Raw genomic sequence first — 16,316 nt, 5'->3', positions numbered from 1 at the left:
TCGGCCTGGACTTCAACGCCCAGCGCCGCGCCGTACTCGACAACCACGCCCACCGCACCGAGCAGCTCGCCGCCGACGTCGCGTCCGGCAAGGAGCCGCAGCGGCCCGACTTCGTGCTGTGGCCGGAGAACTCGTCCGACCTCGACCCGTACCGCAACCCGGACGCCCGCCAGGTCATCGACCGCGCGGTGAAGGCCATCGGCGTCCCGACCGTCGTCGGCGCCGTCCTCACGCCCGACACCGGCCACCTCCGCAACACCCTGATCCAGTGGGACCCGCAGCGCGGCCCCGTCGCGATGTACGACAAGCGGCACGTCCAGCCGTTCGGCGAGTACATCCCGATGCGGTCCGTCGTACGGATCTTCAACAAGGACGTCGACCGCGTCAGCCGCGACTTCGGCCCGGGCGACAAGATCGGCGTCTTCGACGTGGCCGGCACCCGCGTGGGCCTGGCCACCTGCTACGAGGCGGCCTTCGACTGGGCCGTCCGCGACACCGTCACGCACGGCGCCCAGCTCATCTCGGTACCCAGCAACAACGCCACCTTCGGCCGCAGCGAGATGACCTACCAGCAGCTCGCCATGGACCGCGTACGGGCCGTCGAGCACAGCCGCACCGTGGTCGTCCCGGTCACCAGCGGCGTCAGCGCGATCATCCGCCCCGACGGCACGATCGTCGAGCGGTCCGAGCTGTTCACGCCCGCCGCGCTGGTCGCCGAGGTGCCGCTGCGCTCCTCGCTCACCCCCGCCACCCGCATGGGCACCGCACCGGAGGCCGCGCTGGTGGCCCTGGCCCTGGGCGGCCTCGGCTGGACGGCGGCCGCGGCGGTACGGCGCCGGAGGGCCGTGACGCCCGAGCGGCAGGCGCGGTGAGGCGGCAGGCGCCGTGAGCCGGTAGGCGCGGTCAGACGGCACGCGCGGTGAGCCGGTAGGCGCAGTAAGGTCGGCGCATGGCAACTCCCGACTTCATCAAGGCCGTTCGGGCCTCGGCCGGTCATCAACTCCTCCTCCTGCCGGGCGTCACCGCCGTCGTGGTGGACGACGAGGACCGCGTGCTGCTGATGAGACGCGCCGACGACGGCAAGTGGGCGCTCGTCGGCGGCATCGCCGAGCCGGGGGAGCAGCCCGCCGTCACCGCCGTGCGCGAGGTGTACGAGGAGACCGGCGTGGAGTGCGTCGCGGAACGCGTCGTCATGGTCGCCGCCCAGCCGGAGCCCGTCACGTACCCGAACGGCGACCAGTGCCAGTACATGGACATCGTGTTCCGCTGCCGGGCCACCGGCGGCGAGGCCCGCGTCAACGACGACGAGGCACTGGAGGTCGCCTGGTTCCCGGTGGACGCGCTGCCGAAGATGCACGAGAGCCTGCTGTTCCGGATCAAGCAGGCCCGTACGGACGAGCCCACATGGTTCTCCACCACGGCCCAGCAGTGAAGTATGGGTTCTGACCACATCGGTGCGGGGACGACCGCTCCCTAAGGTGCGGAACATGACCGCGCCCACACCCCCGTCTCCGTCTCCGTCCCCGTCCCTGTCGCCGCTCGCGCCGTCCGCCTCGTCGCCCGCGTCCGCCGCGCCCGCGCCCCTCGGCCTGGGCCTGGGCGGTCGCACCGCCCTCGTCACCGGCGCCGCCGGCGGCATCGGCCGTGCCTGCGCCCTCCGGCTCGCCGCCGCCGGGGCCGAGGTCAGGGCGGTCGACCGGGACGAGGCGGGCCTCACCGCACTGGCCGGGCAGGCGCGCGGCCTGCCCGGCGCCGTGCGCCCGTACGTCCTCGACCTCACCGACCTCGACGCGGCGGAGGAAGCGGCGGCCGGCGCGGACGTCCTCGTCAACAACGCGGGACTGCAACTCGTCCGGCCCCTGGAGGAGTTCCCGCCCGACGTCTTCCACACGGTCCTGACCGTGATGCTGGAGGCGCCGTTCCGGCTGATCAGAGGCGCCCTGCCACACATGTACGGGCAGGGGTGGGGCCGGATCGTCAATGTGTCCTCCGTCCATGGGCTGCGTGCCTCCGCCTTCAAGTCGGCGTATGTGGCCGCCAAACATGGCCTGGAGGGACTCTCCAAGACCGCGGCGCTGGAAGGCGCCGCCCACGGTGTGACGTCCAATTGCGTCAACCCCGGCTATGTGCGCACGCCGCTGGTCGAGCGGCAGATCGAGGACCAGGCCGCCGCCCACGGCATCCCGGCCGAGCGCGTCCTGACCGACGTCCTCCTCAAGGACACCGCCCTGAAGCGGCTCGTGGAGCCGGAGGAGGTCGCGGAGGCCGTCGCCTACCTCTGCACCCCCCAGGCCACGTTCATCACGGGCACCTCGCTCGTCCTGGACGGCGGGTGGACCGCGCACTGACCACCGTCCACCGACCTCGCACACCCTCTCGCGCGGGTTTTCCACAGGGCTGGTGCGCCCGCGGGTACGGCAGGTATCCCTGTGACCATGTCCGAAGAACAGCGCTCCGTCCGGCCGCCCGCACCTCCGCCGGGCCCGCCGCCGTCCCGCCCCGGACCGGACTCCTCCTACCTGGAGCTCCTGGCGCGGGGCGCGGCCGCCGATGCCTACGAACGCCCCGTGCTCCTGGCCCGTTCGGCCGGCGCCGATGCCGGGGCGCTCGCGGGCCTGGAGCGCGCCAAGCAGCTCGCGCTGCGCGTCCGCGCCGAACTGGAAGGGCGCCGGCGCCGCGAGGCCGAGCTGTCGGCGCTGTTCGAGACGGCCCACGACCTGGCGGGCCTCCGCGACCTGGACGCGGTGCTGCGCGCGATCGTGCAGCGTGCCCGTTCCCTGCTCGGTACCGAGGTCGCGTACCTGAGTCTCAACGACCCCGTCGCGGGCGACACGTACATGCGGGTCACGGAGGGCTCGGTCTCGGCGCGCTTCCAGCAGCTGCGCCTCGGCATGGGGGAGGGGCTGGGCGGCCTCGTCGCCCAGACGGCCCGCCCGTACGTCACGGACAGCTACTTCGACGACGACCGGTTCCAGCACACCCGCGCCATCGACGCGGGAGTGCGGGACGAGGGCCTGGTCGCGATCCTCGGCGTTCCGCTGACCCTCGGCAGCCAGGTCATCGGCGTTCTCTTCGCCGCGGACCGCCGCGCCAGGGTCTTCGAACGCGAACAGGTCGCCCTGCTCGGCTCGTTCGCCGCGCACGCGGCCGTCGCCATCGACACGGCGAACCTGCTGTCGGAGACCCGCACGGCCCTCACCGAACTGGAACGGGCCAACGCGATCATCCGGGACCGCAGCGCCGTCATCGAACGCGCGTCGGAGGTCCACGACCGGCTCACCGAACTCGTCCTGCGCGGCGGCGGCGTCCAGGACGTGGCGCAGGCCGTGTCCGAAGTGCTGGGTGGCACCGTCGAGTTCACCGAGGTTCCGCCCCCGAGCGGCGCCTCCGACGGCAGGGCCGTCCGGCACGGCGACGACTGGGTGGCCGCCGTGTCGGCGGGCGGCGAGCTGTTCGGCGCGCTCGTGCTGCGAGGCAACGCGGAGCTGGACCCCGTCGACCGGCGCACCCTGGAGCGCGCCGCCATGGTCACGTCACTCCTCCTGCTCGCCCACCGCTCGGCCGGCGAAGCCGAACAGCGTGTACGGGGCGAACTGCTGGACGACCTGATCGACGCGCCCGACCGCGACCGCCGCCTCCTGAGGGAACGGGCCGCCCGCCTCCACGCCGACTTCGACACCCCGCATGTCGTCCTGGCGGCGCGCCCACCGACGCATCTCGCGACAGCGCCGGACCGTCCGGCCGTGGAGCCGCCGATCGGAAGGGAAGCGCACGAAGACGGGACCACCCTGGAAGACACCCCCGCTGACAGGAAACCGGCGAACCGCACGGCGGCGAACCGCACGGCGACGGACCGCACGGCGGCGAACCGCGCGGCGACGGACCGCGCGGCGACGGACCGCGCGGCGACGGACCGCACGGCGACGGACCGCACGGCGACGGACCGTACAACGACGGACCGCACGGCGGCGGATCGGCAGCGGCTGTGGTCGGCCGCCTCGCACCTCGCCGCCACGCGGCGGGGCCTCGCCTCGTCGCGGGACGGCGGCACGGTCCTGCTGCTCCCGCTTGGCCCGGGGGAGACACCCGCCGAGGTCGCGCGTGCCACGGCCCGGCAGCTGAGCCGTGCCCTGCGGGAGCCGGTCACGGTGGGCGCGTCGTCCACGGTGGACGCGCCCGGCGCGGACCCGGGCGCGGTCGCCGCCGCGTACGCCGAGGCCCGCCGCTGCCTGGACGCCGTGGCGCTGCTGGGCCGTACGGGCGAGGGCGCGGCGGCACCGGACCTGGGATTCCTGGGCCTGCTGCTCGCCGACGCGCGTGACATCGGCGGCTTCGTGGACCGTACGATCGGCCGGGTCGTGGCCTACGATCGCCGGCGCGGCACCGACCTGGTCCGCACGCTCGACGCGTACTTCGCGAGCGGTATGAGTCCGGCCCGTACGAAGGACCTCCTGCACGTCCACGTCAACACGGTGGCGCAGCGCCTGGAGCGCATAGGTCGGCTGCTGGGACCCGACTGGCAGTCACCGGAACGGGCCCTGGAGATCCAGCTCGCGCTGCGGCTGTACGCGCTGGCTCCCGCGCTCGGCCGCTGACAGCACGCGGCGGCCGGACGCCCGAGGACGACCGGCCGCGGTGCGGCGGCGGGCTCGTCGGTCAGCGCGCGGCGTGCTGCTCAGCGGCGGCGCCCCCTCTCGCCACGCCCTCGTCGCCCAGGTCACGGTTGCAGGTCTCGCGGGCGCAGGCGACGGCGACGACGGTGAGCACGGCGGCGGCGATCACGTACAGGGCGATCGGGGTCGAGGTGCCGTGGTCGGCGAGCAGCGCGGTCGCGATGAGCGGCGCGGGCGCGCCGGCGGCGACGGAGGAGAACTGGGCGCCGATCGAGGCACCCGAGTACCGCATCCGTGTCGCGAACATCTCGGCGAAGAACGCCGCTTGCGGCGCGTACATGGCACCGTGCAGCACGAGCCCGACGGTGACGGCGAGCAGCAGCGGACCGAAGCCGCCGAGGTCGATGAGCGCGAAGAACGGGAACATCCAAGCGCCCACCCCGACCGCACCGATGAGGTAGACGGGCCGCCGCCCCAGCCGGTCGCTCAGGGCACCCCACACGGGGATGACCGCGAAGTGCACGGCGGACGCGACGAGGACGGCGTTGAGCGCGCTCTGCCTGCTGAGCCCGGCCGAGGTCGTGGCGTACACGAGGATGAAGGCGGTGATGACGTAGTAGCTGATGTTCTCGGCCATACGGGCGCCCATGGCGATCAGCACATCGCGCCAGTGGTACCGCAGCACGGCGACGAGCGGCATGCGCTCGACCCGCGCGTCCTCGGCCTTGCGCGCCTCGGTGCGCGCGAGTGCGGCCTTGAAGACGGGCGACTCGTCGACGGACAGCCGAATCCACAGGCCCACCACGACGAGCACACCCGACAGCAGGAACGGCACCCGCCACCCCCACGAGATGAACGCGGCGTCCGACAGCACGGCGGTCAGCAGCGCGAGCACCCCGGTCGCGAGCAACTGCCCGGCGGGCGCCCCGGTCTGCGGCCACGACGCCCAGAACCCGCGCCGCCGGGCGTCCCCGTGCTCGGACACCAGCAGCACGGCCCCGCCCCACTCACCGCCCAGCGCGAACCCCTGCACCAGCCGCAGGACGGTCAGCAGCACGGGCGCGGCACTCCCGATGGCGGCGTGCGTCGGCAGCAGCCCGATGGCGAAGGTCGCCCCGCCCATCAGCAGCAGACTGAGCACGAGCAGCTTCTTCCGCCCCAGCCGGTCCCCGTAGTGCCCGAACACCAACGCCCCGACGGGCCGCGCCGCGAACCCCACGGCATACGTCAGAAACGACAGCAGCGTCCCGACGAGCGGATCCGACTCGGGAAAGAACAGCCGATTGAACACCAGGGCCGCAGCCGACCCGTACAGGAAGAAGTCGTACCACTCGATGGTGGTCCCGATGAGACTGGCGGCGACGATGCGCTTGATGCTGGACGGGGCTGGCGGAGGGGTCGCGGGGGCGGCCATCGGCACCACTTCCTGACGTGTGACGGGACGATTGCGTGTCGCCACACCGTAGGAACGCGCAGGTCAGAGACGTATGTGGTGGGACACCATAGTTCTCGACGCCACGGTGCGCGCGCCCACCATGCAGGCGCGTCTGGGACGCGCCGGGCGGGCTCGGCCTTCCGCCAAGCCCGCCCCCGCCGGCTCCGTACCGGAGACGGACTCCGTGTCATGGCGTCAGCGCTGCAGTGTCAGCAGGCCGGGACGGTAGGGGAGAAGGCCGTAGTCGAGGCCGTCGGAGCTGGGGCTGCGCCCCTGGTAGAGGAACCGCAGATTGCAGGGGTCGACGGTCATGGTCTGGTCGGGGCTGGTGCGCAGCAGCTCGCCGTGGCTGATGTCGTTGGTCCAGGTCGCACCGCTGTTGGCCTTCCCGGCGAACGGGTTGCTCTCGGTTGTCGCCTGGGGCGTCCACGAGCCGTTCAGGCTCGTGGACGTGAACGAGCGGAAGTAGCGGCCCTGCGCGCCGATCGCCTCGACGATCATGAGGTAGCGGTTCTGGCCCTGGAGCTTGTAGACCTGCGGGGCTTCGAACAGGTTGGCCGTCGTGTCGCTCATGATCGTCGTGTACGACGAGCCGAAGCTGCCCGGGAAGTTCCCGATCGGCATGCTGGCCCGGTAGATCTTGCCGTTGTCGCCGGCGAAGAACAGGTACATGTGCGTGTCGTCGGCGATGAGCGTCTGGTCGATGGGTCCGGTTCCGGAGCCGGCGATGCTTCCGGAGAAGAGCTCCCGCGGGGCCGACCAGCCGTTCGGGTTGGTGGGGTCGTTCGACGTCCGGTAGGAGAAGGCGGTCGCGCCCCATTGGTAGGCGAGCACCCAGATGTTCTTCGGCGCGAAGTAGAAGAGCGTGGGGGCGACCGTGCCGGACGACATCGTGTTCTGGCCGGCCGAGGCCATCTCCGACCAGTTGGTGAACGGGGTGAAGTTCATCGAACCCCAGGCCCTCCCCGTTCCCGCGGCGCCGTGCGTCGTCGCATAGACGAGCTGCCTGCCGTTGTACGGGACGACGGTGAAGTCCTTGAGCGAGGCCCACTCCGGCTTCGGCTGCGCCAGCGCGCCCGTCGACGTCCAGCGGTACGTCGAGGGCAGATCACACGGGCCGGGGTTGGTGCCGCCGACCTTGACGAGCCGCCACTGCTGGTTGGCGCCGCCCCAGTCGTCGTACTGGACGATGTTCGCGCCGTCGGCGGTGGAACCGCCCTGCACTTCGAGGGCCTTGTTGCTGTGGCGCGAAATGAGCCTCACATGGCCGTCCGAGCTGTCGGCCAGCCGCCACTGCTGGTTGGTGGCGTTCAGGTCGGTCCACTGGACGATCGCACCGCCGTTGGCGGTGGACCAGTTGTGGACGTCCAGGACCTTGCCGGAGTGGCGGGATGTGATGCGGAAGTAGCCACCGCCGGAGTCGACGAACTGCCACTGCTGCTGAGCCTGGTCGTTCCTGGCCCACTGGGTGATGCGGGCGCCGTCGTCGGTCGCCAGGTTGTAGACATCCAGGGCTTTGCCGCTGTTGCGGTTGACCAGCACGTACGAGGCGTTGGGGTCTACGGTCGCCGCGCCGGCGGGCTGGGCACCGAGGAAGGTAGCCACGAGCAGCAAGGGCGCAAGGACGGCGAGTAAGCGTCCTAGAGGGACCGGGGACGGGTGGCGAAACCACATCAGAGGGGCCTCCTTGGGGCGGGGTGAGGTGACGCCGATGAACCGCGGAGCGGCCGTACCAGGGGCAGGGCCAGTCTCCAAAACTTTCGAAGAGCTTCCGGAATCTTTGACGCCACAAGCTAGGAATGCGGGGCCCTTTGGTCAAGGTCTGCCGCCGATCTGTCTACAAACAGCTCCTCCCCTTTGGGCTCGGCAAGCCGTCGCGTCGCCGTCCAGCTCGACGGGCTCCGGAAGTTTTCGGGTGAGGATCGGAAACATTCTCCGCAGGGAGTATTGACGGTTCACTGTCAATCCCTCAATCATCCCTCAAACTGGATGACCGAACATGGTTCGAGATTTCGAACTGCGGTGGCCCTGAGCACACTCTGCTGCACGGGCTCGGGCCCGCCCCGTCCGTCTGCCGAGTGGGAGCGGACGACGCTTTCCCCAGCACCTCGGCTATTCCGTGACGTCCACCTTGGAGGCACAGCCATGGGCTTGTACGCCCCTCCCAGAAGCGTTGTCCACCAGAAGATCCACGTCCTCCTGTTGGCGCTGGTCGTCGGCGTCCTCGGCGTGGCCGCCGCACTGGTCGCGCCGCCGACCGCGCACGCCGCCGAGAGCACGCTCGGCGCCGCGGCGGCACAGAGCGGCCGCTACTTCGGCACCGCCATCGCCTCGGGCAGGCTGGGCGACCCCGCGTACACGGCGATCGCGGGCCGTGAGTTCACCTCGGTGACGGCCGAGAACGAGATGAAGATCGACGCCACCGAACCGCAGCGCGGACAGTTCAACTTCACCGCCGGTGACCGCGTCTACAACTGGGCGGTGCAGAACGGCAAGCAGGTGCGCGGCCACACCCTGGCCTGGCACTCCCAGCAGCCCGGCTGGATGCAGGCCCTCAGCGGCAGCGCGCTGCGCCAGGCGATGATCGACCACATCAACGGCGTGATGCGCCACTACAAGGGCAAGATCGTCCAGTGGGACGTCGTGAACGAGGCCTTCGCCGACGGCAGCACGGGAGCCCGGCGCGACTCCAACCTGCAGCGCACCGGCAACGACTGGATCGAGGTCGCCTTCCGCACCGCACGCGCCGCCGACCCGGCCGCCAAGCTCTGCTACAACGACTACAACGTCGAGAACTGGACCTGGGCCAAGACCCAGGCCATGTACGCCATGGTCCGCGACTTCAAGCAGCGCGGCGTACCGATCGACTGCGTCGGCTTCCAGGCGCACTTCAACAACGACAGCCCCTACAACAGCAACTTCCGCACCACCCTGCAGAGCTTCGCCGCCCTCGGCGTCGACGTGGCCATCACCGAACTCGACATCCAGGGCGCCTCGCCCACGACCTACGCCAACGTGACCAACGACTGCCTGGCAGTCCCGCGCTGCCTCGGCATCACCGTCTGGGGCGTGCGCGACACCGACTCCTGGCGACCGCAGCACACGCCGCTGCTGTTCAACGGCGACGGCAGCAAGAAGCCCGCCTACACCGCGGTCCTCAACGCACTCAACGGCGGCTCCACCACGCCCCCTTCGGGTTCCGGACAGATCAAGGGCGTCGGGTCGGGCCGCTGCCTGGACGTGCCCGGCGCCGGCACTGCCGACGGCACCCAGCTCCACCTGTGGGACTGCCACAACGGCACCAACCAGCAGTGGACGTACACCGCCGCCGGCGAACTCAGGGTCTATGGCGACAAGTGCCTGGACGCCGCCGGCACCGGCAACGGCACCAAAGTCCAGATCTACAGCTGCTGGGGCGGCGACAACCAGAAATGGCGCCTCAACTCCGACGGATCCATCGTCGGCGTCCAGTCCGGCCTCTGCCTCGACGCCGTCGCGGCCGGCACCGCCAACGGCACCCTGATCCAGCTCTACTCCTGCTCCAACGGCAGCAACCAACGCTGGACCCGCACGTGATGGGACCTGTCACACACGAAAGGGTGAATCGATGAAGCCCTACGGTGCGGCTTCCCCCGCCCCTCCATTACGACGTCGCTGGTGGTCCCGGGTCGCCGCCGTGGTGGCGGCGACCCTCGCGATCGGCCTGCTCGCCGCGGTGAATCCGGCGCCCGCCGAGGCGGCGACGGTGGACACCGACGCCTGGTACGTCCTGGTCAACCGTAACAGCGGCAAGGCGCTGGACGTCTCCGGCGTGTCCACCGCCGACGGCGCGCGGGTCAGCCAGTGGACGCGCCACGACGGAGCCAACCAGCAGTGGCAGTTCGTGGACTCCGGCGGCGGCTTCTACCGGCTCAAGGCCCGGCATTCGGGCAAGGTCCTCGACGTGGCCGGCGCCTCGACAGCCGACGGCGCCGCGATCCAGCAGTGGGCCGACCACAACGGGGCCAACCAGCAGTTCCGCCTGGCCGACTCCGACGCGGGCCACGTCCGGCTGATCAACCGCACCAGCGGCAAGGCGGTGGAGGTGCAGGGCGCCTCCACCGCCGACGGCGGCAACGTCGTCCAGTACACCGACTGGGGCGGCGCCAACCAGCAATGGCAGATGATCAAGCTGTCGCCCGGTGGCGGCGGCGGATGCGGCAGCGCCCCGACCCTGACCAGCGGTACGCACACGATCCAAAGCGGCGGTAAGAGCCGCGGCTTCATCCTCAGGGTTCCCGACAACTACGACAACAACCACCCCTACCGGCTGATCTTCGCGTTCCACTGGCGGGGCGGAACCGCCGCCGACGTCGCCTCGGGCGGCACGAGCGGCAACGCCTGGTCCTACTACGGCCAACAGGAACAGTCGAAGAACACCGCGATCCTCGTCGCCCCCCAGGGCCTCGGCAACGGCTGGGCCAACGCCGGCGGTGAGGACGTCACCTTCGTCGACGACATGATCCGGCGCATCGAGGGCGGCCTCTGCGTCAACCCGGCACAGCGCTTCGCCACGGGCTTCAGCTGGGGCGGCGGCATGAGCTACGCACTCGCGTGCAGCCGGGCGAACGCCTTCAGGGCCGTCGCGGTCATCGCCGGCGCCCAGATCAGCGGGTGCAGCGGCGGCACCCAGCCCATCGCCTACTTCGGAATCCACGGCATCAGCGACTCCGTCCTCAATATCACGCAAGGACGGTCCCTGCGCGACAGATTCGTCAGCAACAACGGCTGCACACCCCAGAGCCCGCGTGAGCCCGCGCCGGGCAGCCGCACGCACATCACCACCACCTACTCGGGCTGCCGCGCGGCGTATCCGGTCCAATGGGCCGCGTTCGACGGAGGCCACATACCCGGCCCGGTCGACGGCTCCCCCAACGAAAGCGGCGTCGCCACCTGGACCAAGGCAGAGATCTGGAGGTTCTTCGCACAGTTCCAGTGACACGCCCGCACCGCGGAGTGGAGCCCAGATCATTCTGGCTCCACTCCGCAGGGCCTGTGCCGTTGGCGGGCCGACCAGCTTCACGGACCTACCTCGCCTGCCGTTCCTCTGGTAGCCCGGTCCCCTGCCCCCCCGTATACGCGTTCGGTTAGGCTAGCCTTGCTTGGCTGCAGGTTCGGGTTCCGGTGCCGCAGGTGGCAACCCATAGGACGGAACGGGCATGGGCAGGACTCAGGTGAGAGACGGTGACTCGGCTTGTGCGCGTCGCGCGCCCGCGGGGGCGGGACGCCCATGCGGGTGACGGGCGTCCCGGGTTCCGGCCCGAAGCTCGGGACGAGGCGTCGTGGATAGGATCGCGCTCACGGCCGGAGCCCTGTATGTCATCGTCCTGCTCCGCGCCGGAGGGACGTTCGCAGTCGGTTGGCTCGCCGGTGCTGGTGCCCGGCGCAGCAGGTTCGCCGAGCGGATCTCCTCGGCGAAGTTCCGGCGTGCCGAGCGGGCGATCCAGCGGTGGGGCGCGCCGGTGGTGGCTGTCTCCTTCCTGACCGTCGGTTTCCAGACCGCCGCCAACTTCCTCGCGGGCAGCATGCGCATGCCGTTGCCGCGCTATCTGCCCGCCTTGTTCGTGGGCGGGGCGGCCTGGGCGCTGATCTACGCGACCGCGGGGCTCGGCGTCCTCGAAGTGCTCGGCAGGCTCTTCGCCGAGCGGGCGGCCCTCGGCGTGTCCGCCGTGGCTGTCCTGCTGCTCGCGGTGTGCGGGGTGGTGGTGTACCGCAGAAGACGGGCGGGCCTGTCCTCCGGTGACACCATGGCCGAGGAATCGTGAGCCCGTCCCGCGAGGGCGGGTGCCGGGTGACGAGGACGAGGCCGTCCACGGGGGCGGTTGTAGGGAGGTCGGCGTGCAGGAAGAGGGCGGCCAGGGCCCAGCGCGCCGCCGATGCCGGTGACGCGGGTGCGACACGCGGGGTCGGAGGCGTGCGCGACCGGCTGCGGCGCGCCGCCTGCGGGTGCTGGGCGTCCGCCTTCGGACCGGGCCCGGACGCCGCTGGACGACCACCGGAACGTCGACGGCAGTGCACCGCTGCCGCCACCGGTGCCGACGTGGACGAATTGCCACTGCTGGTGGGCTCCGCCCCCAGTCGGCGTACCTCACGACCTTGGCGCCGTCCGCGGTGGAGCGGCCCTGCACCTCGACGGCCTTGCCGCTGCCCCGGTTGACCAGCATGTACCAGGGTGTTGCCCAGGTTCCAGCTGGGCTGCATCGCGGCGACGGCGTCCATGGCGGAGGCCGGAACGGTGACCGCGGACCGCGACGGTTCCCTTGTGCTGTCGGGTGCGGTGTGAGTGGCGCCGGTCAGCCCCAGTGTCACGGCCACCGTGAGCAGGAGTGGTGGTCAGGGGGTCAGCCGTCGAGCGGCTCGTAGTCGAACCAGTCGAAGTGGACGGTGCCTTCGGCGGCGTACATGCCGATGACACGACCGGTGAACCCGCCGGCGACCTCGGTCGACAGGTATCGGCCGTCGAGCATGGCGAGCGCGGTGAACGTGCCGTCCGGCGCCTCGACGCCGAAGGCGATCCGGTCGGGCCCGGTCCGGGGGTCCCCCGGCGGCTGCGGGGTGATCTCGACGCCGAGTGCCACCGGACCGGCGGGCACCCGGGCGGACGCCACCTCGGTGCGCAGCGGCCCGACGCGGGCGAGGACCCGCACCTCGCGGCCCGACGCCTCGATCTCGTAGTGGTGCCGCTCGTCCAGACGGACGGCCAGGCCGCCTCGTCCCTCGTCGGGGTCCACGAGGGTGCGCGCGGCGCAGGACAGGTGCTGCTGGCGGCGGCCGACGAACACCACGTCGGGCTCGTCGACGGAGGCACCGGCGGCGTGGAGGGTGAGCCAGCCGGAGCGCTCCTCGGTGGTGCACAGCCGCTCCGGGCGCTCGCGCAGCGAGATCCAGCGGGGGTGGAGCCCGGCCTCGTCGAAGTCGTCACGGACCGGTGGGACGGGACCGGGCCGGAGAGGCCAGGCGGGCACCGGCATGTCGGGGGAGAGCTCGCCGACGACCGGCCAGCCGTCCACCCACTCCACGGGGGCGAGGAAGGTCTCGCGCCCGAGCACGTGCCAGCCGGGGGTGCCGCCGCGCGGCCGGACGCCGAGCAGCACCATCCACCACGACCCGTCGGGAGCCCGCACGAGGTCCGCGTGGCCGGTGTTCTGGATCGCGTGGCCGGTGCTGCGGTGGGTCAGGACCGGGTTGGCCGGGCACGGCTCGAACGGGCCCGAGGGCGTGCGGCCACGGGCGATCGAGACGCCGTGGCCGCGTTCGGTGCCGCCCTCGGCGATGAGCAGGTACCAGTAGTCGCCGATCCGGTACAGGTGCGGGGCCTCCGGCGCCTGCGCGCCGGGCGTGCCGGACCACAGCCGGCGCGGCTCGCCGAGCGCTGCTCCGCTCAGCGGGTCGATCCGCACCTGGGACACCCCGGCGACGGTGCACCAGCAGGTGCCGTCCTCGTCCCAGGCGAGGTCCGGGTCGATGCCGGCGACACCGGGCAGCCGGACGGGCTCGGACCACGGCCCGGCCGGGTCGGTGGCGGTGAAGAGCATGTTGCCGTCGTCGCCGACGTTGGTGACGATCAGCCAGAACCGGCCGTCGTGGTGGCGCAGCGTCGGCGCGTAGATCCCGGCGGAGGAGGGCATGTCGGGCGGGAGCCGCAGCTGGCTCGGCCGGTCGAGGGCGTTGCCGATCTGGGTCCAGTGCACCAGGTCGCGGCTGTGGAAGACGGGAACGCCGGGGAAGTACTCGAAGCTGGAGCACACCAGGTAGTAGTCGTCGCCGACGCGGCAGATGCTGGGATCGGGGTGGAAGCCGGGGATCACCGGGTTGGTGACGGTACCGGCGCGGGACTTTGGATCTGACATTCAGTCAAGTTCCTTTCGGTCGCTGGCCTCTCGTGTCAGGGCATGCGCTCAGCACCGCGCAGCCGCCGGGCGGAAGCTCGTGTGCGGTGGCGGCGGTCACAGGTACTGGACGAGCAGGGTCCCGCCGCCCTCGACGTACCGTGGCTGCGCGAACGCGGGTCGCCGGAGCTCTGACCACCGGATGGGCGCGGCGTTCGGGGCACGGACGGCGTCCCGCACAGCACGTGTCGGGGATCAGTCGTGCTCGACCACGACCATCGCATGCCCGTCCAGGGTGGTGACCCGGGTGTGGACGTACCGGCCGTCGTGCTGCCAGGCGAGCTCCTGCCCCGCGGGCTGGAGCCGCACCGAGCGCGGTGGGGCCGCCAGTCGTACGGACACGGGCACGTCGACGAGGGGGAACGGGTCGTGCACCAGATCGAGCCGCGGGGTCTCCCGGACCGGGGCGAAGCTGAGCAGATGCACCACGGTGCTCGTGCCGGTGCGGACGACGCTGGTCTCCAGGTGCACCGGCCCGCCCGCCCGAAGGAGCGGATCCGGCAGGAGGCGGTCGAGGGCCGCACCGAGCAGATGGCGGTACGTCTCGATGCCGTGCTCGTGGAACGACTCGCACAGCGGGACGGTCACCGCGGCCACTCCGTCGCCGACGGCGACCGCGACCTCGTCCGTCGGGTCGGCCGGCGGAGTGTAGGAGTGGCCGCAGAACCGGTCCCAGGCGCGCGGGAAGTACGGCTCCGCCACCCGGGCCAGGACCTCCGCGCCGGGCCGCGGCCGAGCGGTCAGCCGGGAGCCGTGGCTGATCACGGGGAAGTCCTCCCGGACGCCGGGGACGCCCCGGCACGCGAGGAAGACCTCCCCGGGCGGCGCCGGTGCCAGGCCCTCGACCGGGAGGCCGGGGAGGCTGGGCCCGCCGCCGCTCCCGAGCAGGGCGGGCCCGACCAGGAGGACTGCGCCACCGGCCCGGCGGTACGCGTACAGGCGCTCGGCGAGGGCGTCGTCGACCTCGGTCGTCTCCGGCACCACGACGGCCCGGTACCCACTGAGGTCCGCGCCCGGCGGGACCACGTCGAACTGGACGCGGAGCTGTTGCAGCGCCCGTACGGCGCCGATGATGCTCGCGCCGGGGTTGTCGCCGAGGCGGGGGTCGGTGACCAGGGCGACCTCGGTGACGGTCCGGCCGCCGTCGAGGAACGGTTCACACTTCGCGATGTGCTCGTAGACCGAGCCGATGAGCTCGTAGACCGCAGGGGAGGGCGCGCCCCGGGGGTGCAGCACGTCGCCCACGCCGCTGGTCAGCCCGTGGCTCAGGATCTGGCCGCACTCGTACAGCAGCGCGGCGCGGGGCTTGAGGGCGGCGTTGTCGCCCCAGCTCTCGTGGAAGCGGCCGGTGTGGCTGAGGGCAGGGAGCCCCAGCGGCCGGACGAAGCGGGCCACGTACGGCAGGAACGCGTACCCCCAGCCTCCGGTGGGCAGCCCCTCGACCTCGACGTGCCGCAGGAACCGCCGCTCCTCGGGCAGTCCCGTCTTCGGCCGCCCGTTGAACCAGACACCCATCGCGGAATCCTCGGGCAGGGCCTGCTCCACCATCGCGGTGTAGCGGGCCATGTAGCGTCGCGCCACCAGGGTCGCGTATCGGGCCCGGTGGTCCGCGTCGGCCGGGTCCAGGCCCTCGCGGCGCATCCCGTCGACCGCCCAGCGGCTCGCACTGGGCTGGTCCCAGCACATGTCGACGAAGATGCCGTCGACCGGCGCGAAACGCCGCAGCACCTCGTCCAACTGGTCGGCGAAGTAGTCGGCGTAGGGGCTGGACATGTCGAGGATGTTCCAGCCCGGATCGAACGCCGACGTGGCCCAGCGGGTGAGCTTGAGGTCCTCGCCGTGCGCGATCCACTCGGGGTGCTCCCGGGCGGCGTACTCGTCGACCTGGAGCGACAGGTAGATCGGCGCGCGGATGCCCACGGAGTGCAGGGCGTCGATCTGCTCGGCGAGCAGGTCCAGATCCGGGGCGAGGCCGGGGTGGCGCTCCGGCCGGTCGGTCCCGTGGTAGAGGTGGCCGTGGTGGCACTTGGCGAAGACGGTGACGCTGTCGACATGGGCGTCCCGGAAGGTCCGCGCGAAGGCCGCAGGGTCGAAGTCCCGGCCGACGTCGGGGATGTCGGGACCGGTGTGGAAGTCCAGGTGCACGGTGCGCCGCGGGAAGCGGCGAGGGTCGGGCGCGTTCCGGTGCGGCATGGTCTCCTCGCGAGAAGGGCGGTCATTTGATGTGACGTCACATGATGAAGTGACTAGCGCCACTTCTTCCTTGACATCGGATGTCTTGTGAGCTTGCCGCGCCCAGCTCTCCGGATACGTCGCGAAGCGTCCGGCCACGAGTGAGCG

11 protein-coding genes are annotated in these 16,316 nt (G+C 71.6%); 7 read left to right on the top strand and 4 right to left on the bottom strand.

Annotated elements, in window-relative coordinates:
- The 4 genes from lnt to HTZ82_RS16195 all read left to right on the top strand — a co-directional run.
- Positions 1 to 872: apolipoprotein N-acyltransferase (gene lnt / locus HTZ82_RS16210; protein WP_175410096.1), on the top strand; the 872-nt coding region annotated here is incomplete at its 5' end.
- 77 nt (positions 873 to 949) lie between these two features.
- A complete protein-coding gene (locus tag HTZ82_RS16205; RefSeq protein ID WP_175410095.1) occupies positions 950 to 1,432 on the top strand; it encodes an NUDIX domain-containing protein in 483 nt (160 codons plus the stop codon).
- A 55-nt stretch (positions 1,433 to 1,487) separates the two neighbouring features.
- Positions 1,488 to 2,348, top strand: coding sequence for a 3-hydroxybutyrate dehydrogenase (locus HTZ82_RS16200; protein WP_175410094.1), 861 nt, complete (start codon positions 1,488 to 1,490; stop codon positions 2,346 to 2,348).
- Between the two features lie 87 nt (positions 2,349 to 2,435).
- Complete coding sequence (locus tag HTZ82_RS16195; RefSeq protein ID WP_175410093.1) at positions 2,436 to 4,595, top strand: GAF domain-containing protein; 2,160 nt, start codon at positions 2,436 to 2,438, stop codon at positions 4,593 to 4,595.
- A gap of 61 nt (positions 4,596 to 4,656) precedes the next feature.
- On the opposite strand, the gene HTZ82_RS16190 is transcribed toward HTZ82_RS16195, so the two are convergent.
- Positions 4,657 to 6,027 (bottom strand): MFS transporter, encoded by a 1,371-nt coding sequence (locus HTZ82_RS16190; RefSeq protein ID WP_175410092.1) that lies wholly within the window; start codon positions 6,025 to 6,027, stop codon positions 4,657 to 4,659.
- A 216-nt stretch (positions 6,028 to 6,243) separates the two neighbouring features.
- Positions 6,244 to 7,722, bottom strand: a complete 1,479-nt coding sequence (locus tag HTZ82_RS16185; protein ID WP_175410091.1) for a non-reducing end alpha-L-arabinofuranosidase family hydrolase — start codon at positions 7,720 to 7,722, stop codon at positions 6,244 to 6,246.
- Positions 7,723 to 8,193: 471 nt separating this feature from the next.
- On the opposite strand from HTZ82_RS16185, the gene HTZ82_RS16180 reads away from it, so the two are divergent.
- The 3 genes from HTZ82_RS16180 to HTZ82_RS16170 all read left to right on the top strand — a co-directional run bounded on the left by HTZ82_RS16180 (position 8,194) and on the right by HTZ82_RS16170 (position 11,852).
- A complete protein-coding gene (locus HTZ82_RS16180) occupies positions 8,194 to 9,624 on the top strand; it encodes an endo-1,4-beta-xylanase (protein WP_175410090.1) in 1,431 nt (476 codons plus the stop codon).
- Positions 9,625 to 9,724: 100 nt separating this feature from the next.
- A complete protein-coding gene (locus HTZ82_RS16175) occupies positions 9,725 to 11,026 on the top strand; it encodes an RICIN domain-containing protein (RefSeq protein ID WP_175410097.1) in 1,302 nt (433 codons plus the stop codon).
- 343 nt (positions 11,027 to 11,369) lie between these two features.
- A complete protein-coding gene (locus tag HTZ82_RS16170) occupies positions 11,370 to 11,852 on the top strand; it encodes a VTT domain-containing protein (RefSeq protein ID WP_175410089.1) in 483 nt (160 codons plus the stop codon).
- A 576-nt stretch (positions 11,853 to 12,428) separates the two neighbouring features.
- Here HTZ82_RS16170 and HTZ82_RS16165 read toward each other — a convergent pair.
- On the bottom strand, positions 12,429 to 13,937 hold the full coding sequence (locus HTZ82_RS16165) for a glycoside hydrolase family 43 protein (protein WP_175410088.1): 1,509 nt from the start codon (positions 13,935 to 13,937) through the stop codon (positions 12,429 to 12,431).
- A 234-nt stretch (positions 13,938 to 14,171) separates the two neighbouring features.
- On the bottom strand, positions 14,172 to 16,169 hold the full coding sequence (locus tag HTZ82_RS32755) for a beta-galactosidase trimerization domain-containing protein (protein WP_175410087.1): 1,998 nt from the start codon (positions 16,167 to 16,169) through the stop codon (positions 14,172 to 14,174).
- Positions 16,170 to 16,316: the final 147 nt, after the last annotated feature.

Source organism: Streptomyces sp. TRM64462, assembly GCF_013362995.1.
In the GTDB taxonomy this organism is placed as follows: Bacteria; Actinomycetota; Actinomycetes; order Streptomycetales; family Streptomycetaceae; genus Streptomyces.
Note: the sequence above shows the minus strand (reverse complement) of the source record. Positions and strands in the feature narration are given on the sequence as shown.

What these genes read in the sequence shown, in the direction of transcription:
- HTZ82_RS16185 (WP_175410091.1), bottom strand. Translation starts at nt 7,722, where the DNA reads ATGTGGTTTCGCCACCCGTCCCCGGTCCCTCTAGGACGCTTACTCGCC.
- HTZ82_RS16180 (WP_175410090.1), top strand. Translation starts at nt 8,194, where the DNA reads ATGGGCTTGTACGCCCCTCCCAGAAGCGTTGTCCACCAGAAGATCCAC.
- HTZ82_RS16165 (WP_175410088.1), bottom strand. Translation starts at nt 13,937, where the DNA reads ATGTCAGATCCAAAGTCCCGCGCCGGTACCGTCACCAACCCGGTGATC.
- HTZ82_RS16205 (WP_175410095.1), top strand. Translation starts at nt 950, where the DNA reads ATGGCAACTCCCGACTTCATCAAGGCCGTTCGGGCCTCGGCCGGTCAT.
- HTZ82_RS16200 (WP_175410094.1), top strand. Translation starts at nt 1,488, where the DNA reads ATGACCGCGCCCACACCCCCGTCTCCGTCTCCGTCCCCGTCCCTGTCG.
- HTZ82_RS32755 (WP_175410087.1), bottom strand. Translation starts at nt 16,169, where the DNA reads ATGCCGCACCGGAACGCGCCCGACCCTCGCCGCTTCCCGCGGCGCACC.
- HTZ82_RS16195 (WP_175410093.1), top strand. Translation starts at nt 2,436, where the DNA reads ATGTCCGAAGAACAGCGCTCCGTCCGGCCGCCCGCACCTCCGCCGGGC.
- HTZ82_RS16190 (WP_175410092.1), bottom strand. Translation starts at nt 6,027, where the DNA reads ATGGCCGCCCCCGCGACCCCTCCGCCAGCCCCGTCCAGCATCAAGCGC.